Annotated in this window: 18 protein-coding genes; 12 read left to right on the top strand and 6 right to left on the bottom strand. The window is 73.7% G+C overall.

The annotated features are described in order from the left end of the window. Positions 1-24 precede the first annotated feature (24 nt). The 6 genes from CR162_RS05930 (at position 25) to CR162_RS05905 (ending at position 5,732) form a co-directional block, all read left to right on the top strand. Positions 25-2,361, top strand: coding sequence for a hydrolase (locus CR162_RS05930; RefSeq protein ID WP_099094613.1), 2,337 nt, complete (start codon positions 25-27; stop codon positions 2,359-2,361). Further along, positions 2,358-2,681, top strand: a complete 324-nt coding sequence (locus CR162_RS05925) for a hypothetical protein (protein ID WP_245870148.1) — start codon at positions 2,358-2,360, stop codon at positions 2,679-2,681. Before CR162_RS05930 ends, CR162_RS05925 begins: the two co-directional genes overlap by 4 nt. Next, positions 2,662-4,119: a phage terminase large subunit gene (gene terL / locus CR162_RS05920; RefSeq protein WP_099094612.1), complete on the top strand. Its 1,458-nt coding sequence runs from the start codon at positions 2,662-2,664 to the stop codon at positions 4,117-4,119. The genes CR162_RS05925 and terL overlap by 20 nt, the downstream gene beginning before the upstream one ends. 393 nt (positions 4,120-4,512) lie before the next feature. Beyond that, positions 4,513-4,899, top strand: a complete 387-nt coding sequence (locus tag CR162_RS05915) for a hypothetical protein (RefSeq protein ID WP_099094611.1) — start codon at positions 4,513-4,515, stop codon at positions 4,897-4,899. A gap of 13 nt (positions 4,900-4,912) precedes the next feature. After that, positions 4,913-5,365: a cell wall hydrolase gene (locus CR162_RS05910; protein ID WP_099094610.1), complete on the top strand. Its 453-nt coding sequence runs from the start codon at positions 4,913-4,915 to the stop codon at positions 5,363-5,365. Between the two features lie 10 nt (positions 5,366-5,375). Next, positions 5,376-5,732 (top strand): DUF952 domain-containing protein, encoded by a 357-nt coding sequence (locus CR162_RS05905; protein ID WP_099094609.1) that lies wholly within the window; start codon positions 5,376-5,378, stop codon positions 5,730-5,732. Positions 5,733-5,772: 40 nt separating this feature from the next. Here the strand turns inward: CR162_RS05905 and CR162_RS05900 are convergent, their stop codons facing one another. Next, positions 5,773-6,258, bottom strand: coding sequence for an MmcB family DNA repair protein (locus CR162_RS05900; RefSeq protein WP_099094608.1), 486 nt, complete (start codon positions 6,256-6,258; stop codon positions 5,773-5,775). A gap of 61 nt (positions 6,259-6,319) precedes the next feature. Between CR162_RS05900 and CR162_RS05895 the strand changes: the two genes are divergently transcribed. From CR162_RS05895 to CR162_RS05875, 5 genes are all read left to right on the top strand, one after another. Beyond that, complete coding sequence (locus CR162_RS05895) at positions 6,320-6,841, top strand: YcgN family cysteine cluster protein (protein WP_141563083.1); 522 nt, start codon at positions 6,320-6,322, stop codon at positions 6,839-6,841. A gap of 123 nt (positions 6,842-6,964) precedes the next feature. Further along, positions 6,965-7,279, top strand: a complete 315-nt coding sequence (locus CR162_RS05890; protein ID WP_099094607.1) for a cupin domain-containing protein — start codon at positions 6,965-6,967, stop codon at positions 7,277-7,279. 176 nt (positions 7,280-7,455) lie between these two features. Further along, entirely contained in the window at positions 7,456-10,023 is a 2,568-nt protein-coding gene (locus tag CR162_RS05885; protein WP_218014838.1) for a response regulator, read from the top strand. A gap of 164 nt (positions 10,024-10,187) precedes the next feature. Further along, positions 10,188-10,841, top strand: coding sequence for a M48 family metallopeptidase (locus CR162_RS05880; protein ID WP_245870147.1), 654 nt, complete (start codon positions 10,188-10,190; stop codon positions 10,839-10,841). A 66-nt stretch (positions 10,842-10,907) separates the two neighbouring features. Then, on the top strand, positions 10,908-11,663 hold the full coding sequence (locus CR162_RS05875) for an SDR family NAD(P)-dependent oxidoreductase (RefSeq protein ID WP_099094606.1): 756 nt from the start codon (positions 10,908-10,910) through the stop codon (positions 11,661-11,663). A 58-nt stretch (positions 11,664-11,721) separates the two neighbouring features. Here CR162_RS05875 and CR162_RS05870 read toward each other — a convergent pair whose 3' ends face one another. From CR162_RS05870 to CR162_RS05850, 5 genes are all read right to left on the bottom strand, one after another. Further along, positions 11,722-14,055: a bifunctional diguanylate cyclase/phosphodiesterase gene (locus CR162_RS05870; protein WP_099094605.1), complete on the bottom strand. Its 2,334-nt coding sequence runs from the start codon at positions 14,053-14,055 to the stop codon at positions 11,722-11,724. A 312-nt stretch (positions 14,056-14,367) separates the two neighbouring features. Beyond that, the gene (locus tag CR162_RS05865) at positions 14,368-14,724 is read right to left on the bottom strand and encodes an Hpt domain-containing protein (RefSeq protein ID WP_099094604.1); all 357 of its coding nucleotides are present in this window, start codon (positions 14,722-14,724) and stop codon (positions 14,368-14,370) included. Between the two features lie 157 nt (positions 14,725-14,881). Further along, positions 14,882-16,144 (bottom strand): multidrug effflux MFS transporter, encoded by a 1,263-nt coding sequence (locus tag CR162_RS05860; protein WP_099094603.1) that lies wholly within the window; start codon positions 16,142-16,144, stop codon positions 14,882-14,884. Between the two features lie 140 nt (positions 16,145-16,284). Beyond that, positions 16,285-17,142 carry a TIGR01459 family HAD-type hydrolase gene (locus tag CR162_RS05855; protein WP_099094602.1) on the bottom strand — a complete coding sequence of 286 codons (858 nt, stop codon included), beginning with the start codon at positions 17,140-17,142 and terminating at the stop codon, positions 16,285-16,287. Beyond that, positions 17,139-18,200, bottom strand: coding sequence for a quinone-dependent dihydroorotate dehydrogenase (locus CR162_RS05850; protein WP_099094601.1), 1,062 nt, complete (start codon positions 18,198-18,200; stop codon positions 17,139-17,141). The genes CR162_RS05855 and CR162_RS05850 overlap by 4 nt, the downstream gene beginning before the upstream one ends. A 115-nt stretch (positions 18,201-18,315) precedes the next feature. Here CR162_RS05850 and CR162_RS05845 point away from each other — a divergent pair, with 115 nt between their 5' ends. Further along, positions 18,316-19,167 carry a DMT family transporter gene (locus tag CR162_RS05845; protein WP_245870146.1) on the top strand — a complete coding sequence of 284 codons (852 nt, stop codon included), beginning with the start codon at positions 18,316-18,318 and terminating at the stop codon, positions 19,165-19,167. Positions 19,168-19,189 lie beyond the last annotated feature (22 nt).

The following is a 19,189-nucleotide window of genomic DNA, read 5'->3' as shown; positions in this document are numbered from 1 at the left end:
CCACCATCCGCATGAGAGATCCGCATGGCCGAGCATATCCGCATCGGCGACATCACGCCGCGTGTGCACTACGCGGCGGATGGCGCGCTGACCGTCTTCGCCTATCCGTTCCCGATCTTCGAGCCGGAGGAGCTGGAAGTCCGCATCGACGGCCTGCCGCAATCCGGCGGCTACGCGGTGCGCGGCGCCGGTGCCTCGGAAGGCGGCACGGTGGTGTTCGACGCGCCGCCGGGTGCCGGGCGGCATGTCCTGCTCCGCCGCGTGCTGCCGATCCGGCGCGTCACGGACTTCCAGCCCAACGGCGTGCTGCGCGCCAAGGCGCTGAACGACGAGCTGGACCGGCAGACCGCGATCCTGCAAGGCCTGCGCGACGAGATCGCCAGCACGGTGCGCGCCGGCCCCGGCGACCTGCCGGCGCGCCTCGTGCTGCCCGATCGCGGCGGCCGCGCCAACCGGCTGCTCGGCTTCGACAGCCTGGGCAACGTCACCGCCGTGCCGCGCGCGCCGGTGCTGGAGGTGCCGTTCGGCGGCGCCATCCCCCGCAGCGTCGAGGACAAGCTGGCCGAGCGGCTGACGGCGCGCGACTTCGGCGCCATGGGCGACGGCATCAGCGATGACGGCCCCGCCCTGCAGGCGGCGATGAACGCCGCCGCCGCCGCCGGCAAGCTGCTGGAGATCGGCGAGGGCAGCCACCGCACCGGCATGCCGCTGGTGCTGCCGGGCGCCGCCGCCGGGCTGATCATGCATGGCAGCATCGTCTATGCCGGCTTCGGGGGAGAGGCGGCGCTGACCATCGGCGACGGCGCCGCCTCGCGCAACCAGGCGAGGCTCTACCAGGGGCTGCGCGTGCTGCGCGCCAGCATCTCCGACTGGGCGAACGAGGCGGATATCGGCCTGCTGCTGCGCAACCTCGATGCCTGCACCGTCGAGATCCGCCAGGTGGAGGGCTTCACCATCGGCGTGCGCACGCTGGGCGACGAGCTGGGCTTCGAGGACAGCACGCTGCATCTCGGCCGGCTGGTGAACAACCGCATCGGGCTCGACATCCGCACCAACAGCGCGGCGGGCTGGAACAACTCCATCCGCTACATCGGCGGCCACTTCGCCAACAGCGGCAGCGTGCATCCGGCCGTCTCGCGCTTCGGCGTGCGCTTCTCCTGCGCGCCGGGCGCCTATCCGCGCCACAACGCGCATGCCTTCCACGGCCCCGCCTTCGAGCTGCAGCGCCAGGGCACGCCGGGCATGGTGGACGCCATCCCCTTCCTGCTGGAGGCGGGGGACGAGCGCGGCATCGTCGCGCGCAACATCCGCATGGAGCAGTGCAGCCCCTATGTGGCGCGGCACGCGGGCGGCGCGAATGACTGCCTATACGAGGTCGCCTATGTCGGCACCTACGCCTTCACCGGCGCGGCCATCGACTACGCAGCCTCCGCCACCCGCGCGGGCGGCACGGTGGTGGCGCTGCACCAGGCCGCCGCCGCGCATGGCTCGCCGCGCCTCGTGGCGGCGGCGGAGAATGTGCGCCGCCGCGCCTTCCGCCAGACGATCGACACGGCCGATGGCGTGGGCTTCGAGCAGATGGCGGTGCTGTCGGGCAACCCGGCAGGGCCGCCCGCCACGCTGGGCGGCTTCGCCTTCGCCGGCCTGTCGCAGATGGCGCTGAACCCCGACAGCGTCGGCCTGCCCACCAGCCGCGCCCTCGCCTTCGTCGTCGATTGCGGCGAGTGCAAGGAGTTCTTCCTCGCGGCCGAGGGCAGCGAGCTGCGGCCGGTGGTGATGCAGTTCGATGCCGCAGAGACGGTGCTGGGCGAGGCGAGCCGCGTCATGTTCTCCAACATGAACACGCTCTGGGCCGGCAGCCCGAGCCATTTCTGGGAAGGCAACGCGGATCTCGACAGCCTGGTGGGCGGCGCTCCCATCAACCGCCTGCAGCGCGTCACGCTGCATTCCAACGCGCGCTATGCCGCCATCGGCGTGCGGGGCGGCAGCGCGGGGGCGGTGCTGAAGGCGTTGCGGCTCTACTGCTCGCCACTGCACGCGCCGGCCCTTGTCTATGGCGGCAGCCGCAAGTGGGGCGTGCGGGAATACACCGGCAGTGCCGGCTTCGACCTCGCCAGCCTCGGCCCCGGCGCCGCCGCCACGCAGCTCGTCGCCGTTCCGGGCATCGCGGGGGGGGACTTCGTGCAGGCCAGCTACACCGCCCTTTCCGCCTTTGTCGAGCTGGTGCCGACCATCACCACCTCGGCCGCCGGCGAGCTGCCGGGCACGGTGACGGTGCAGTTCCGCAACCGCCACCCCTCCACCGCCATCGACCTCGCGCCGGGCACGCTGTTCGTCCGCGCCGTGAAGCCGCTGCTGTGAGCCGGCCCGAGCTGGTGGCGGAGGAGCTGCGGCGCGCCATCCGCCATGTGGTGGACGACTACAACGCCTTCGTGGTGCGCGGGCCCGTGCCCGGCACGCATGACGATGCCAAGGCCTTCGCCGCGCACCATGCGGCGGCGAAATCCGCCCTGACGCATCTGGAGCACCTGATGAAACTCGCCCGCGCCGCCTGCGCGAGCGGGGAGGAGCAGGGCATGGCGCATGCCGTGGCTCTGCTGCGCCAGGCGCGCGGCGCGCTGGCGGAAGTGCCGCTGGAGGCTGATGAGGAGAGCGACGCCGATGATGGAGCCGCCGGCTGAATCGCCCGTCGAGCTGATCGAGTTCGTTTGGGTCTGGAACACCGAGGCGGGGCAGGGGACGCCGGCCGCGCACCGCCGCATCCTGCGCTGGCTCGCCGCCCGCCGCGCGGCGGGCGACCATCGCCTGCTGCTGATGGCCTTCCGCGGCTGCGGCAAGTCGACGCTGGTGGGCCTCTACTGCGCCTGGCTGCTGGCACGCTGGCCGGAAACGCGCATCCTGGTGCTGGCGGCGGACCATCAGCTCGCCACCAAGATGGTGGCCACGGTGCGGCGGATCATCGAGCGGCACCCGCTCTGCCGCCACCTCCTGCCGGACGCGCCGGAAGCCTGGGCGTCGGACCGCTTCGCCGTGCGCCGCGCCGGCGCGCTGCGCGACCCCTCCATGCTGGCCGCCGGCCTCGGCGGCAACATCACCGGCACCCGCGCCGACGTCATCATCTGCGACGATGTCGAGGTCGCCGGCAATTGCGACACGCCCGGCAAGCGCGCCGAGCTGCGCGAGCGGCTGGCCGAGACGGAGTTCATCCTGACGCCGGGCGGCACGCTGCTCTATGTCGGCACGCCGCACTGCGCGGAAAGCCTTTACGTGCCGCCGGGCACGGAGGGCGCCTATCTCGCCGGCTACCGCCGCCTGGTGGTGCCGCTGCTCGATGCCGCGGGGGAGAGCGCCTGGCCCGAGCGCTTTCCCGTGCCGGCGGTGGAGCTGCTGCGCGACCGCGTGGGCCCGCTGCACTTCACGCGGCAGATGCTGCTGCGCGCGGTCCCGTCCGGCGCGGCGCGCTTCGACCCGGCGCAGATCGTCCGCTACGCCGAGGAGATCGATTACCGCGAGGCGCTGGGGCGGCCGGTGCTCGGCCTGCTCGGGCGCCGCATGGTCTCGGGTGGCGGCTTCTGGGACCCGGCCTATGGCCGCCCCGGCCGGGGCGATGGCAGCGTGCTGGCCGCCTGCTTCGCCGACGCCGAGGGCAACCACTACCTGCACCGCCTGGCCTACCTGACGCACGACCCGGACTCCCCCGAGGACCCGGCGACGCAGCAATGCCGCCAGGCGGCGCGGATCGCCGCGGAACTGATGCTGCCGGTGCTGCGGGTGGAGACCAACGGCATCGGCCGCTTCCTGCCCAGCCTGCTGCGGCGGGAGCTGGCGCGCGCGGGCGCCGCCTGCGCCGTGGTGGAGCAGCACAGCCACCGTCCCAAGCAGGAGCGCATCCTGGCGGCGCTGGACCCGGTGCTGGCGGGGCGGCGGCTGCACGCCCATGCCCAGGTATTCCGCACCCCCTTCGCCACCGAGCTGGCGGAATGGAAGCCGGACACCCCCGGCACGCGCGACGATGCCTTGGACGCGCTTTCCGGCTGCCTGCTGGCCGAGCCGGTGCGCCTGCCCGGCCTGCCGCCGGCGCCACGCGGCCCGGGTTGGCGGGGAGCCACAGGCGAATAAAAAATTTGCCTATGTAATTCACTTTTTGTTGATAATGCCGCAAATGGCTCATACGCTCTCTTTGTCAGCGCCAGAGCTGCGCCTTGGCCCAGGCGGCAGGCCGGGCTCCCGCCACACCCATTCCCCGTCGCGCCTCCTCTTTCCCCTTGAGGGGAAGCGCCCGCCCCTGTGCCCCCTTCCGGGCCGCGCACCCTTGAACACGCGCCCCCGATGCACGCCGCCGAACGCACGCTCCACTCCGCATGCCCCAGGCCGCACGCTTCCGGATGCCTGTCCGGAGGCCGGACCCGCTTTTTCATCGCTTCGTCGCAATCGCCACGGCAGGCGCCGGCGCTCCCTTTCCCGAGGGCGGCGCCGGCGCCTGTGCCGTTCAGGAAGGCCGAGGAGGGCCGGATGAACCCGCTTGATCTGGAACCCCAGACGCTGGCCACCGCTGCGCAGGCCCCGATCCTGGTTCTGCTGGCCTGGATGCTGCGCGGGCTGCGCCGCGGCGCGGAGGAACGCTGCGGCGAGGACGCCGCGCGGCCCGACCCCGGCGCCCCGCCGCGCATGCGGCATGATCCCGATGCCCTGTCGCGCACGCGGGACGAGCTCGCCGCCTTCAAGCTGGAGGTGGCGCGCACCTATGTGCCCCTGTCGCTGATCCGCGATGTCGATCAGCGCCTCAGCCGGCAATTGCTGCGCATCGAGGAGAAGCTCGATGCGGCCACCCGAGCCGCCACCGCTGCTGCGGCCCTGCAATCCGCCCAGCGTGGCTGGCGCTCCGAAGACCGCAGCTGAGAGAGCCCCTCACATGAGCATCGCCCTGTCCCGCGCCATCGACGTGCAGACCCTGCCGGCCCAGGAGATCCTGGCCATGACCCTCTGGGCCGAGGCGGGCACCCGCCCCGTCCGCGCCATCGAGGCGCTGGCCGCGACCATCATGAACCGCGTCCGCCTGGCGGAGGAGGAGCGGGTGACGCATTGGGGCAACGGCCTGTCGGCCGTCTGCCGCGCGCCCTTCCAGTTCTCCTGCTGGAACCGCAACCATCTGCGGCACCTGCTGATGATGGCGATCCCGGCCGGCGACCCGGCCTTCGCCATCTGCCGCCGCATCGCGCTGCGCGCGGCCTCGGGCACGCTGGCGGACCCCACGGGCGGCGCCACCCACGCGCATGACGTGGACGAGCTGCCGCCCTGGGCGATCGGCGTGCCGCCGCTGGCCGAGATCGGCTCCATGCTGTTCTACCGCCTCGGGCCCGGCTAAACGGGAGGGCATGGAGCCCCTCATCTACACCATGGTCCGCGATGCCGACTGGCGCGAGGCCCGCGCCGCCGGCCAGTACCGCGGCAGCGCCGAGGATGCGCGGGACGGTTTCCTGCACTTCTCGACCGCCGCCCAGCTCCGCGCCAGCGCCGCCAGGCATCGCGCCGGCCAGCCCGATCTGTGGCTGGTCGCCGCCGATGCGGCCGCGCTCGGCGTGGCGCTGCGCTGGGAACCGGCCGGCGGCGGCAGCCGCCCCGGCCTGTTCCCGCATCTCTACGGCCCCCTGCCGCTGGCGGCCGTGCGCTGGTCGATGCCGCTGCCCCTGGGGCCGGACGGCGCCCACCGCTTTCCCGAGGACATCCCCTGAGCCGGCGCCCCGGCCTCGGCGCGGTCCTCGCCCCGCCGCTTCACTCGACCCGCAGCGCCGCGCGCAGCTCCGCCGCGCCGGCCGGGTCGCACAGGCCCTGCAGCCGCCCCGCCGCCAGCCGCGCGTAGCGCAGCAGCAGCGCCTTGCGCCGCGCCGGGGCCAGCCGGTGCTCTGCCGGCTGGCGCAGAACCGCCGCCTCCCCCCCCTCCGCCACGATCAGCCCCACATCACCCGGCAGCAGGTCCTGCGGGAAGTCGAGATCCACCGCGAAGAACAGCCGGTCGCACCATTCGCGGTATTCCTGCCACTTCCCGTCGCTCAGGAAGTCGCGCGCGCAGCTCTTCACCTCGATGGCGGTGAACCCGCCATCCGGCTCCAGCGCCAGGATGTCGAGCCGGCGCCCCGTGGGCAGCGGCACCTCCATCACCGGCGCCCAGCCCAGCCGGCCGCAAAGGCGGGCGGCGGCGCGGCAGACATGCAGCGTCCGCTCTGGAATGGAGAGGAGGGGAGAGGGTATGTCGGACATCCCCGGCATGTTCGCTCTCCGTTCCCTCCCCCGTCAAGCCATGCCGGCCTAGAGTGATCCGATGGGCGCCGAAACCCCTTTCTGGAAGACCAAGTCCCTCGCGGCGATGAGCCGCGCCGAATGGGAAAGCCTGTGCGATGGCTGCGGCCGCTGCTGCCTGCACAAGCTGCGCGACGAGGACACCGAGGAGCTGGCCTGGACCACCGTGGCCTGCCGCCTGCTCGACACGCGGAGCTGCCTTTGCCGCGACTACCCCAACCGCCGCGCGCATGTGCCGGATTGCGTGAAGCTCACGCCCCGGCGCCTGGCGAAGATCGACTGGCTGCCGCCCTCCTGCGCCTATCGCCTGGTGTCGGAGGGGCGGGACCTGCCCTGGTGGCACCCCCTGGTGTCGGGCGATCCGGAGACGGTGCACCGCTCCGGCGCCTCGGTGCGCGGCCGGGCCGTGCCCGAGCGCGCGGCGCGCGACCTGGAGGACCATGTGGCGGCCTGGCCCGGGGAATGGCCGCGCGGCGATGCCGCCGAGGCGCCCGAGGCACCGGCCGCCCCGCCCGAGGCCGGCCCCGGTGAGCCCCGCCGATGAGCCCCGCCGATGAGCCCCGCCGATGAGCCCCACTGGCGAGCCTCGCCGCGCGACCTCCAGGGCGTGCCAGGGCCGCTGGCCCGAACGCGCCCCCTGCCTGCTCCACCGCTGGAAGACCCCGAGATGAGCGAACCGCTGCGCTGCCGCCCGCCTGCCACCCCCACGGTGCAGATCGACAATGACGACCTGCGCGTGACCCGCTGGGACTTTCCCGTGGGCGGGGAGACCGGCTGGCACCGGCATGGCTGGAAATATGTCGTGGTGCCCGTCTCGGCCGGCACCATGACGCTGGAACTGCCGGGCGGCGGGACCGCCGAGGTCCAGCTGACCCCCGGCACCTCCTATGAGCGCGCCGCCGGCACCGAGCACAACGTCGTGAACACTGGTGCCATGCCCTTCAGCTTCGTCGAGATTGAGCTGAAGGCCTTTCCCGGCTGAGGCCTGGCGCCGGGTCTTCCCCTTCCGGGCGGCCCGGCCCTCGCCATCCGCGGGAAGCCGGGCGGTCCGCCGCCACCAATTGCGTGCCGGCCTTTTCCACGGCCGCGTCGCCCCCATCTGATCACGGAGATCGTGATCATGGCCGCCGCGCCGTTCGCTCGAGGGATTCCCATTTATTGCGCTCCGCCTTCGCACCCCTGGATTTCGAGGCTTTGCTGGAGGCGGCGCCGCATCCCTATATGGTCATGGATGCCCGCTTCGTCCTGGTCTGGGCCAATCATGCCTATTGCCGGGTCACCGGCCGCACGCGCGCCGAGATCGTCAGCCGCAACATCTTCGACGCCTTTCCCTCCGGGCCGCACGACCCGAGCGGCGAGGGCGCACGGCAGCTGCGCCATTCCCTCCAGACGGTGCTGCGCACCCGGGCGCCGCACACCCTGGCGCTGATCCGCTACGCCATCCCCCATGCGGAAGGCGGCGGCACGGCGTTCGAGGAGCGCTTCTGGAGCGCGACCCACACCCCGATCCTCGATGAGCAGGGCGAGGTCCGCTACATCCTCCAGCAGACCGACGACGTGACGGAGATGCAGACGCTGCGCCGCCGCGCCGGCCTGGATACGGAACTGGCCGAGACCGCCCTGGAGGGCGCCGTGTTCCGCCGCGCCCAGGAGGTGCAGGCCGCGAACTGGGCGCTCGACGCCGAGCGGACGCAGCTGCGCCAGCTGGTGGAGCAGGCGCCCGCCTTCGCCGCCTTCCTGCGCGGGCCCGAGCATGTGTTCGAGATCGCCAACCAGGCCTATCTGGGCGTGGTGGGCCGTGACGACATCCTGGGCCGGCCGGTGCGCAAGGCGCTGCCGGAGCTGGAAGGCCAGTCCTTCTTCGGCGTCCTCGACGAGGTCTACCGCACCGGCCAAGCCTTCAACGGCCGCTCCATACCCATCCGGCTGCGCCAGGAAGGCGATGAGCCGGTGGCCGAGCGCTTCCTCGACTTCGTCTACCAGCCGATCACCGATGCCGACGGCCAGGTCGCGGGCATCTTCGTGCTGGGCTACGACATCACCGAGCAGAAGCGCTTGACGGACGAGCTGGAGCGCTACAAGAACCAGCTTGAGGAGATGGTGCGCCTGCGCACCCAGGCCCTGGAACGGAGCGAGGCCGAGCGCCGCCGCACCGAGGACGCGCTGCGCCAGAGCCAGAAGATGGAGGCGATCGGCCAGCTCACCGGCGGCGTGGCGCACGACTTCAACAACCTGCTGCAGATCCTGAGCGGCAACCTGCAGATGCTCCAGCGCACGGCGCTCGCCGCCGGCGACATGCGCCGGCTGGACGCGGCGCTGGAGGCGGTGGAGCGTGGCGCCAAGCTGTCCTCCCAGCTTCTGGCCTTCGCCCGCCGCCAGCCGCTGGAGCCGCGCCCGGTCAGCCTCGGCCGGCTGGTGCGGGAGATGGACGACCTGCTGCGCCGCGCGCTCGGCGAGGCGATCGAGATGGAAACGGTGATCGCCGGCGGGCTGTGGAACACCCTGGCCGATCCCGACCAGGTGCAGAACGCCCTGCTCAACCTCGCCGTGAACGCGCGCGACGCGATGGACGGCGCGGGCCGCCTGACCATCGAGGCCGGCAACGCCATGCTGGACGATTTCTACGCGCTCCAGCACGAGGAGGTGCAGCCGGGGCAGTATGTCATGCTGGCCGTCTCCGACACCGGCTGCGGCATTCCGCCCGAGCTGCTGGAGAAGGTGTTCGAGCCCTTCTTCACCACCAAGCGCGAGGGGCGCGGCACCGGCCTCGGCCTTTCCATGGTCTATGGCTTCGTCAAGCAGAGCCACGGCCACATCAAGATCTATTCCGAGCCGGGCCAGGGTACCACGGTGCGCATCTACCTGCCGCGCAGCCGCGAGGCGGAGGAGGTGGTGCCGGCGCTCGCCCTTTCGCCCGTGCGGGGCGGCAGCGAGACCATCCTGGTGGTGGAGGACGACCCCGTGGTGCAGGCCACCGTCGTCGACCTGCTGAACGACCTGGGCTACACCGTGCTGCGCGCGTCGGACGGGCAGAGCGCGCTCACCCTGGTGCGCAGCGGCGTTTCCATCGACCTGCTCTTCACCGACGTGGTGATGCCCGGCCCCGTGCGCGCGCCCGAGCTGGCGCGGCAGGTGCAGGCCATGCTGCCGCACGCCGCCGTGCTGTTCACCTCCGGCTACACCGAGAACGCCATCGTCCATGGCGGGCGGCTGGACCCGGGCGTCAGCCTCCTCTCCAAGCCCTACCGGCGGGAGGACCTGGCCCGCAAGGTCCGCCACACCCTCAACAACCGCCGCCAGGCGCTGAACGCCGCCGCCTCGCCGCGCATCCCGGCGCCCTCGCGCCCGCCCGCGGCCGGAGCGGGCGCGGGGGGCGGCATCCGCGTCCTGCTGGTGGAGGACGACCCGCTGATCCTGATGGACAGCGAGGACATGCTCTCCGCCCTCGGCTTCCAGGTGGTGGGGGCGGGCGATGGCCGCGCCGCCCTGCGCCTGCTGGAGCGGCAGGAATTCGACGTGCTGCTGACCGATATCGGCCTGCCCGGCCTGAGCGGGCCGGAGCTGGCGCGGCAGGCGCTGGAGCGCTGGCCGGGGCTGCGCGTCATCTTCGCCTCGGGCTTCGGCGGGCAGCAGGAGGCGGAGGTGCTGCCGGGCGCCATGTTCCTCAACAAGCCCTATGGCATGCGCGACCTCGAGGCGGCGATCCACCGCGCCGTCGCGGCCTGAGGGCCCTGCCGGGCGCGCCCTCCGGCCCGCCGCCCGTGGGGGCGGAGGCGCTGCGGCTGCGCATGCCGGCGGCGCCCGCCCCGGCTGTGTCCGCGCCCACCCTGCCCATTTCGGCCCCGCCATCCCCCTTTCTTGCCTGCCCATCCCCTTTTCTCGCCTGCACGGTGCGCTGGCGCCCGCTGGCGCGCGCGCGGCACGTCTCGCTGCGGATCGACCCGGTGGCGGGAGAGGTGGTGGTGGTCCTGCCGCCAAGCGCCGGCCGGCGGGAGGGCCTGGCCTTGCTGCGCCGGCACGCCGCCTGGGTGGCGCGGGAGCTGGAAGGGCTGGCGCCGCGCCGGCCGTTCCGCCCCGGCGCGCTGGTGCCGCTGGGCGACGTGCCGCACCGCCTCCTGCACCGCCCGGAGCGGCCCGATGGCCGGGCGGAGCTGCGCCGCGGCCGCATCCTGGTGGGCGGCGCGGCGGAGGCGCTGCCCCGCCGCGTGCTGGAGCTGCTGCGGGCGGAGGCGGCGCGCCGCATCGCTCCCCATGCCGGGCGCCACGCGGCGGCGCTGGCGGTGGCGCCCCGCGCCATCCGGCTGAAGGACACGCGCAGCCGCTGGGGAAGCTGCGCGCCGGATGGCACCCTGGCCTTTTCCTGGCGGCTGGCGATGGCGCCGGACTGGGTGCTCGACTCGGTGGTGGCGCATGAGGTGGCGCATCTGGCCGAGCCCAACCATTCGCCGCGCTTCTGGGCCACGCTGGACCGCCTCGCGCCGCGCCACGCCGGGGCGCGGGACTGGCTGCGCCGGCACGGGCCGGGGCTGCTGCGCGTCGGCTGAGGCGCTTTCCGCCGCGCGGCCGCCCTGCCATACCGGCGGGGCAATGCCTGCGCAGGGGGGTTCTCCATGATTCTTCTCGTCACCGGGGCGAGCGCCGGGTTCGGCGCCGCCATCGTCCGCCGCTTCGCGCGGGAGGAGGCGGGGGCGCGCATCATCGCCGCCGGCCGCCGGCTGGACCGGCTGGAGGCGCTGGCGGCCGAGCTGGGGGCGGAAAGGGTGCGGCCCCTGGCGCTGGACGTGCGGGACGGCGCGGCCGTCGCCGCCGCCATCGGCGCCCTGCCGGAGGATTGGGCGGGGATCGACCTGCTGGTCAACAATGCGGGGCTCGCCCTCGGCCTGGAGCCGGCGCAGCGCGCCAGCCTCGGCGACTGGGAGACGATGATCGATACCAACGTGAAGGGCCTCGTCGCCGTCACCCATGCGGTGCTGCCGGGCATGGTGGCGCGCAACCGCGGCCATGTGGTCAACATCGGCTCCACCGCCGGCGAGTGGCCCTATCCGGGCGGCAACGTCTATGGCGCCACCAAGGCCTTTGTCCGCCAGTTCAGCCTCAACCTGCGCGCCGACCTGTTCGGCACCGCCGTGCGGGTGACGGACATCGAGCCGGGCCTGGTCGGCGGCACGGAGTTCTCGAAGGTCCGCTTCGGTGACGAGGCCCGCGCCGCCGCCGTCTACCAGGGCACCGAGGCGCTGACGCCCGAGGACATCGCCGATGCCGTCCACTGGGTGGCCTCGCGGCCGGCGCGGGTCAATGTCAACACCTTGCAGGTGATGCCGGTCTGCCAGAGCTTCGGCCCGCTGCGCGTCCACCGCGAGGGCTGAGGACGCGCCGGCCCCAGGACTTGTCGCCTGGGGCTTTGTCGCCTGGGGTGCTGTGGCCTCAGGCGGCCGCGCTGCCGCGCAGGCCGAGCTCCTCGGGCGGCAGCGGCTCGCCGAACAGGTAGCCCTGCGCCTCGGCGCAGCCCTCGGCGCGCAGCAGGGCGCGCTGCTCCTCCGTTTCCACCCCCTCGGCCAGCACCGGCACGCCGAGCCCCTGGCCGATCGCCAGCACGGCGCGGAGAATGGTCATCGCCTGCCGGCTGCTGCCGATCTCGCGCAGGAAGCTGCGGTCGAGCTTGATCTTGTCGAAGGAGAAGGCCCGCAGCGTGCCGAGCGAGGAATAGCCGGTGCCGAAATCGTCCATCGCCACCTGCACGCCGAGCGCCCGGATCTGCCCCACCATGACGGTGGCGCGGTCCTGGTCCTGCATCAGCGTGCTTTCGGTGATCTCCAGCTCCAGCCGCCCCGGCGGCAGGCCCGTCTCGGCCAGGATGGTGGCGATGGCCTGCGGCAGCCCGGGCTGCATGAACTGCAACGGCGAGAGGTTCACCGCCACCCGCCCCATGCGCGGGTCGGCCGCGGCGGCGGCGCAGGCGGTGCGCAGCGCCCATTCCCCGAGCGTCAGGATCAGCCCGCTCTCCTCCGCCAGCGGGATGAACTCGGCGGGCGAGACGAAGCCGCGCATCGGGTGCCGCCAGCGCATCAGCGCCTCGTGGACGGTGCGCCGGCCGGTCGCCAGCTCCACCTGGGGCTGGTAGAACAGGCGAAGCTGGCCCATCGCCAGGGCGCCGCGCAGGTCCTCCGCCAGCCGGCGGCGCACCCGCACGCTGGCATCCATCTCCGCCTGGTAGAAGCAGGCGCCGCCGCTGCGCAGCGCCTTGGCGCGGCGCATCGCCACGTCCGAATCGGCCAGCAGCGCCTCGCCCGCCTGGGCGTCGAGCGGAAACAGCGCGACGCCGATGGCGGCGCTGGCCAGGATCTCCGCGGGCCCGACCCAGTGCGGCTGCCGCGCCAGCGCCTCCAGCGCGTCGAGCACGGCGCGCAGCTCGCCCTCGGCCACATAGGGCAGCAGCAGGGCGAACTCGTCGCCGCCGAGGCGGGCCGCCACGCTGCCGGGCGGCGCCAGGGTGGAGATCTGCCGCGCATAGCTGCGCAGCACCGCGTCGCCCGCCATGTGGCCGTACAGGTCGTTGATCTCCTTGAAGCGGTCCAGCCCCAGCCGGATCAGCGCCACGCTCTGCCGTGCCAGGCCCGCGGCGCGCAGCGTCTGCTCGAGCTGCTGGGTGAAGCGGGCGCGGTTGGGCAGGCCGGTCAGGGCGTCGTGCAGCGCCAGGTGGCGGATGCGCCGCTCCTGCTCGCGCCGCTCCCGCAGGTCGCGCAGCGCGAAGACGCGCTTGCCGGGGCGCGGCACGTTGTCCCGCACCACCAGCTCCACATCCAGCAGCGTGCCGTCCGCCCGGCGCAGCTGCGTCTCCACCGTGGCCTCCGGCCGGCCCTCCGGCAGGTGCAGCGGCGGCAGCAGCGCGCCCGGCATCTCCTGGCCCACCAGCGCCGCGCGCGGCAGCCCGGCCATGGCCTGGAAGCTCTGGTTGGCCTCCAGGATGCGGCCATTCTGCACGATCGCCAGCCCCTCGATCGCGGAGTCCACGAGGCGGCGCATGCGCAGCATCCCGTCCTCCTCGTTGCGGTGGTCGATCAGGTGGGCGGCGGCGGCGGCGGCCATCACCATCAGCGTCACCAGCCCCACCGTCAGGGCCAGCGCGGCATGGGTGCCGTTGCCCTCCATGTCGAGCGGCAGGGGCAGCACCTGCACCGCCGCCATGCCGGTGAAGTGCAGCGCGACGATGCCGGCGCTGAACAGCAGCGCGCCGCCCAGGATGCCGCGCCAGCCGCCGCCGCGCAGGCCGCGCCAGAGCGCCGCCATGCCGAACAGCACCGACAGCGCCAGCGAGGCGGCGAGGTAGAGCCGGTCATAGGTCACCACCCCGCCCGCGCCATAGGCCAGCATGCCGGTGTAGTGCATGGCGCCCACCCCGCCGCCCACCAGCGCCCCGCCCAGCAGCGCCGCGCCGCGCGCCCGCCCCGCCGCCACGGCGAAGCCGCCGGTGCAGGCGAGGATGGCGATCACCAGGCTGGCCAGGGTCAGTCCCGGCTCGAAGCCCAGCCGGGTGCCGGGTTCATAGGCCAGGATGCCGATGAAGTGGGTGCACCAGATGGCCGAGCCGCCCGCCATGCCGCTCAGCAGCAGCCAGCCGGCGCGCGACCAGGAGCGGGCCTGCGCCGCGCGCCGCAGCACCCCGAGCGCGGTGACCGAGCCCGCCAGGCACACCAGCGCCGCCAGCAGCACGAGCCGCAGGTCATGCTGTTCCGTCACGCACCAATAGACCCGCATCATCCGCCGTGAACCCTCGAGTTTTTCTGGCAACGGCTCCGGCCGAAACGGCGCCAGCGATGCACCATGCCTATCTGAGCGGCGTATAGGTTACCAAAACATTTCCCGAAAGCGTTTGCCGAATCCCGCCGCCACACGCGGGGCGCGAGGGGCCGCGCCATCCGCACGCCCGCCGCGGCGGGGCAGGCGTGGGGCTGCCACCGGTTTTCCTGCCGGCGTGGCTCTGGCGGCCCGGGCGGCGCGTGCCGGCGGTGGCGAAACGGCAGGCGCCGGAGCGCCGCGGCGCGATTCGTGGAGGGCGGAAGGGCGGCCGGCTCAGCGCGCCGGGCCGGGCGGCGGTGGGGCGGCGCTCAGCGCCTCCAGCTCCCGCAGCGTTTCCTGGGCGGCCAGGCTGAGCTGCGGCAGCAGCTGCGCGGGCGGGGTTGCGTCGCGCGGGTTCATGGCCTGGCGCGCGAGGCTTTCCAGCCGCCGCGCCCCGATGGCCCCGGCCGCCCCGGCCAGGCCATGCGCGCCCCGCCGGTAGCCCTCCAGGTCCCCCCGCTCGGCCGCGGCGACCATCTGCGCGGCCAGCCGCGACAGATCGTCCTCGAAGGTGCGGAGCACGTTGATGAAAACATCCGAGGGGAGATCCTCGGCAAGCTGGCGGGCGATCTGGGGGTCAAGGGCATTCACGCCGCGAGCCTGACAAACCCGCCGCGAGCGGTCAATGTGGCGAATTGTAAGAGCGTGGCCCTGGCGGTGAACTCTCCCGCCTTTCCCCCATCCGCTTCCCCGGCCCGCCCAGATGGCCAACCGGATGGCCAACCGGACGGCCCCCTCTGGCCGAGCCCTAACCCTGGTCTTCCCGCGCCCTTCGCGCGCCGCGCAGGGCGAGCTGGGCGCCCAGCGCGCAGCCGGCCATGGTGGCCGCGGTGCCGATGCCCGAGCCCAGCTCCACCGCGCTGGCCAGCAGCGTCATCACCGCGCCGAAGCCCATCTGCAGCGCGCCCACCAGCCCCGAGGCGGTGCCGGCGAGCTGCGGCTTCACGCTCACCGCCGCCGCCACCGCGTTGGGCTGGGACACGCCGTTGCCGAGCGCCACGATGGTCATGGGCAGGAAGAAGACGACGATGGACAGCGGCAGCAGCGCCTGCCCCAGCACCGCCAGCACCGCGCCCGCGCTGCTCACCACCAGCCCCCAGCGCAGCATCCGCGCCAGGCCGAACCGCGCCGAATAGCGCCCCGCCAGGAAGGAGCCGCCGCCGAAGGCCACCGAGATGGCCATGAAGGCGATGGCATAGGCGCGCGGCGTGTAGCCCATGCCGTCCATCAGCACGCGCGGCGCGCCGGCCATGAAGGCGAAGAACACGCCGGTGGTGCAGGTGGTGATGGCGGCGTAGCAGCGGAAGCTGCGGATGCGGGCGAGCTGCCAGTAGGCGCGCAGCATGCCGGCCAGCCCGGGGAGCGGCTGCTTCTCCGCCAGCGTTTCCGGCAGGCGCAGCGCCAGCAGGCCGAGGGCGACGCCGAAGCCCACGCAGGCCAGCATGGTGGTGCGCCAGCCGAAGGCGGTGGTCAGCTCCGCCCCCAGCAACGGCGCCAGCATCGGCGCCACCGTCATGCCCATCATGACGAAGCCGATCTTGCTGGCCGCCTGGTCGCGCGGAAAGACGTCGCGGATGATGGCGCGCGTCAGCACCATGCCGGCGCAGCCGCCCGCCGCCTGCGCCGCCCGCGCCAGGGTGAGGGCGCCGATCGAGGGCGCCAGCAGCGCCGCCAGCGAGCCCGCGAGATAGATGGCCAGCCCCGCCAGCAGCACCGGCCGCCGCCCGTAGCGGTCCGACAGCGGCCCGTAGATGAGCTGGCCCAGCGCGATGCCGATGAGGTAGATGGTCAGCGTCATCTGCGCCGTGGCGTAGGGCACGGCGAAGATCCCGGCCAGCAGCGGCAGGGAGGGGATGAGGATCTGCATGCTGAAGGGGCCGAGGCCCATCAGCAGGGTCAGCAGCCATGTCGCCGGCACGCGGCGCGGCGGCGGGGAGGCGAGTCCCTCGGGTTTTTCCCGGACGAGATTTTCGTGGGCCGGATTCTCGTGGACGGTGTCGCGGGGGCTCATGCCGCCAACCTATGGGCTGCGCCCCCGGCGGGCCACCCGCGCCCGATCACCTTTGCCGGCTTTTCCATGCGCCCCGCGCGGGGCAGCCCCGGGGCGGGGCGGGCGGGACGGGCGGGGAAACGCCTCCCCCGCCCGCCGCCTCACCAGCGCAGGCTGCGCAGCGCGGCCACCGGCGAGACGCCTTCCCGCGCCGCCTCGGCATCCAGCGCCTCCGGCGACGGGTCCGGGCCGAAATGGTCCCCCGCCAGCCCGGTCAGCGCCCAGATGGCGTCGATGCCCACCGCGGCGGCGCCGGCCAGGTCGGTGTGCGGCGTGTCGCCCACGGCGGCGATGCGGCCGGGCGGCAGGCCCAGCGTGGCGAGCACCGTCTCGTAGACCATCGGGTCCGGCTTGCCGATCTCGATCACCGCGCCGCCGAGGCCGGTGTAGCGGTCGGCGAAGGCGCCGGCGCAGATCAGCCGCTGGCCCGCCACCATCACCGCGCGGTCGGGGTTGGTGCAGACCATGGGCAGCTTCCGCGCCGCCGCCGCCTCCAGCATCGGCAGGTAGGGCGCCACGCTTTCCCGGCCATGCTCGAAATCCGGGCCCGTGTTGAGCACGAAGTCGGCCGCCGCCGCGTCCCGCGTCACCGCGATGTCGAGGCTCTCGATCACCGAAAGGTCGCGTTCCGGCCCGATGTGGAAGGCGCGGCGGCCGAGGGGCGCGAAGAAGGGGTGGGTGCGGTCGCGCAGCAGCGTCCAGGCCACCTCGCCCGAGGTGACGATGCCGTCGAACAGCTCGGGCCCGAGGCCCATGCCGGCCAGCGCCTCGCCCACCGTCCAGGCGCGGCGCGGCGCGTTGGACAGCAGCACGACGCGCTTGCCCCGCGCGCGCAGTTCGCGCAGCGCCTCGGGCACGCCGGGATAGGGCTTCTCGCCATCGTGCAGCACGCCCCAGATGTCGAGGACGAAGCCGTCATACCGCTCGGCCAGGGGGGCGGCGCTTTCGAGGATCTTCATGCGTTGTCGGCTCCCACCGCGTCATGGACATGGGCGAAGCCGTCGCGCCGCAGCAGCGCGGCCAGCTCCCGCTTGATCTGCGGCACCAGGGCGGGGCCGGCATAGGCGAAGGCGGCGTAGAGCTGCACCAGCGAGGCGCCGGCGCGGATCTTGGCATAGGCCTGCGCGCCATTGGAGACGCCGCCGCAGCCGATCAGCGTCAGCCGCCCGGCGGCCAGGCGGTGGACCCGCCGCAGCAGCGCCGTGGAGGGCTCGAACAGCGGCTGGCCGGACAGCCCGCCCGTCTCGCCCCGGTGCGCGCCGCGCAGGCTGGCGGGGCGGGCGATGGTGGTGTTGGAAACGATCAGCCCGGCGACGCCCGCCGCCACGCAGGTCCCGACCAGGGCGGGCACCGCCGCATCGGCCAGGTCGGGGGCGATCTTGACCAGCACGGGGGGCTGGCGCGGCGCTTCCGCCCGCGCGGCGGCGACCGCCTCCAGGATGGCGGCGAGCCGCGCCTCGCCCTGCAGGTCGCGCAGGCCCGGCGTGTTGGGGGAGGAGACGTTGATGGTGACGTAGTCCGCCACCCCCGCCACGGCGCGGTAGAGCGCCGGGTAGTCCCGCTCCGGCTCCGCGCCTTCCTTGTTGATGCCGATATTGGCGCCGAGCACGGCGGGCAGCGGGCGCCGCAGCGCGGCCAGCCGCGCGGCGAAGGCCTCCACCCCCTCGTTGTTCATGCCCATGCGGTTGATGACCGCCGCGTCCTCCGGCAGGCGAAACAGCCGCGGCCGCGGGTTGCCCGCCTGCGGGCGCGGCGTGGTGGTGCCGGGCTCGACGAAGCCGAAGCCCAGGCGCATCAGCGCCGCCACCGCCACCGCGTCCTTGTCGAAGCCCGCCGCCAGCCCGAGCGGGTTGCGGAACGCCAGCCCCAGGGCATGGGTGGCGAGGACGGGGTCGTCCGGCGTGGCGTCGCGCCCGGCGAGGCCGAGGGCCAGCGCCTTCAGCGCCAGGCGGTGCGCGCGTTCGGGGTCCACGCCGCGCATCAGCGGCATCAGGGCGGAGGCGAGGGCAGGGGTCATGGCCGGCCGCTTGTGCCTTGCCGCGCCGCACAAGGGAAGGGCGGAGATTGACGCCGCCCCGCCGCGGCCCGAGAAGCCGCCCCACCCGCCGCTGCGAGAAGGACCTGACACGGGGATGCGCGGTTCCGTGCTGATGCTGGCCGCGCTCGGCCTGTTCGCCCTGCTGGACACCAACAGCAAGCTGCTGTCGGGGAGCTATCCGGTGGAGCAGGTGGTGCTGCTGCGCCACCTGGTGCTGCTCGGCCTGCTGCTGGCGCTGCGCGCGCTGCGGCCGGGAGCGGGGGGCACGCTCGGCACGGCGCATCCGGCGCTGCACCTGCTGCGCGCCGCCGGCATGATGGGCTCGGCGCTGGGCTTCTTCCTGGCGCTGCGCGAGATCCCGCTGGCCGAGGGATACCTCGTCTATTTCACCGCCCCCTTCATGACGCTGGGCCTGGCCACGCTGGTGCTGGGCGAGCGGCTGCCGCGCGCGGTGTGGCTGTGGTGCGGGGTGGGCTTCGGCGGCGTGCTGTTGGCCATGCTGCCGGGGCTGCGCGCGGGGGGCAGCCTGCTGGCCTATGGCTACGCGTTCATGGCCACCTTCAGCTACGCGCTGGTGATGACCATCAACCGGCGCCTGCGGCACGAGGCGGGGGTGGCGCGGCTGATCCTGTGGTCCTCGCTGCCGGGGGCGCTGGTGCTGGCGCCCTTCGCCGTGGCCCACTGGGTGCCGCCCCTGGGGACGGACTGGCTGTTCCTGTCGCTGAACGGCGTGCTGGCGGGGGGCGGCACCATCTGCCTGGCGCTGGCCTTCCGCAACGCCAGCGCGGCGCAACTCGCGCCGCTGGAGTTCTCGGCGCTGCTCTGGGCGGTGCTGGCCGACTTCGCCGTCTGGGGCGTGCTGCCGGCGCCGATGACGCTGGCGGGCGCCGCCATCGTGGTGCTGGGCTGCGTGATGAGCCAGCGCGCGCACCGGAGCCATGGCTAGGGGCGCCGGCCAGAAGGCGGGG

This window comes from Teichococcus rhizosphaerae, assembly GCF_002631185.1.
Taxonomy (GTDB): domain Bacteria; phylum Pseudomonadota; class Alphaproteobacteria; order Acetobacterales; family Acetobacteraceae; genus Pseudoroseomonas; species Pseudoroseomonas rhizosphaerae.
The sequence above is the reverse complement of the archived record's forward strand: the minus strand, read 5'-3'. Positions and strand labels throughout refer to the sequence as shown.

Coding starts and splice junctions, on each gene's coding strand:
- CR162_RS05930 (WP_099094613.1), top strand. CDS start 25: ATGGCCGAGCATATCCGCATCGGCGACATCACGCCGCGTGTGCACTAC.
- terL (WP_099094612.1), top strand. CDS start 2,662: ATGATGGAGCCGCCGGCTGAATCGCCCGTCGAGCTGATCGAGTTCGTT.
- CR162_RS05915 (WP_099094611.1), top strand. CDS start 4,513: ATGAACCCGCTTGATCTGGAACCCCAGACGCTGGCCACCGCTGCGCAG.
- CR162_RS05910 (WP_099094610.1), top strand. CDS start 4,913: ATGAGCATCGCCCTGTCCCGCGCCATCGACGTGCAGACCCTGCCGGCC.
- CR162_RS05905 (WP_099094609.1), top strand. CDS start 5,376: ATGGAGCCCCTCATCTACACCATGGTCCGCGATGCCGACTGGCGCGAG.
- CR162_RS05900 (WP_099094608.1), bottom strand. CDS start 6,258: ATGTCCGACATACCCTCTCCCCTCCTCTCCATTCCAGAGCGGACGCTG.
- CR162_RS05895 (WP_141563083.1), top strand. CDS start 6,320: ATGGGCGCCGAAACCCCTTTCTGGAAGACCAAGTCCCTCGCGGCGATG.
- CR162_RS05890 (WP_099094607.1), top strand. CDS start 6,965: ATGAGCGAACCGCTGCGCTGCCGCCCGCCTGCCACCCCCACGGTGCAG.
- CR162_RS05875 (WP_099094606.1), top strand. CDS start 10,908: ATGATTCTTCTCGTCACCGGGGCGAGCGCCGGGTTCGGCGCCGCCATC.
- CR162_RS05870 (WP_099094605.1), bottom strand. CDS start 14,055: ATGATGCGGGTCTATTGGTGCGTGACGGAACAGCATGACCTGCGGCTC.
- CR162_RS05860 (WP_099094603.1), bottom strand. CDS start 16,144: ATGAGCCCCCGCGACACCGTCCACGAGAATCCGGCCCACGAAAATCTC.
- CR162_RS05855 (WP_099094602.1), bottom strand. CDS start 17,142: ATGAAGATCCTCGAAAGCGCCGCCCCCCTGGCCGAGCGGTATGACGGC.
- CR162_RS05850 (WP_099094601.1), bottom strand. CDS start 18,200: ATGACCCCTGCCCTCGCCTCCGCCCTGATGCCGCTGATGCGCGGCGTG.
- CR162_RS05845 (WP_245870146.1), top strand. CDS start 18,316: ATGCGCGGTTCCGTGCTGATGCTGGCCGCGCTCGGCCTGTTCGCCCTG.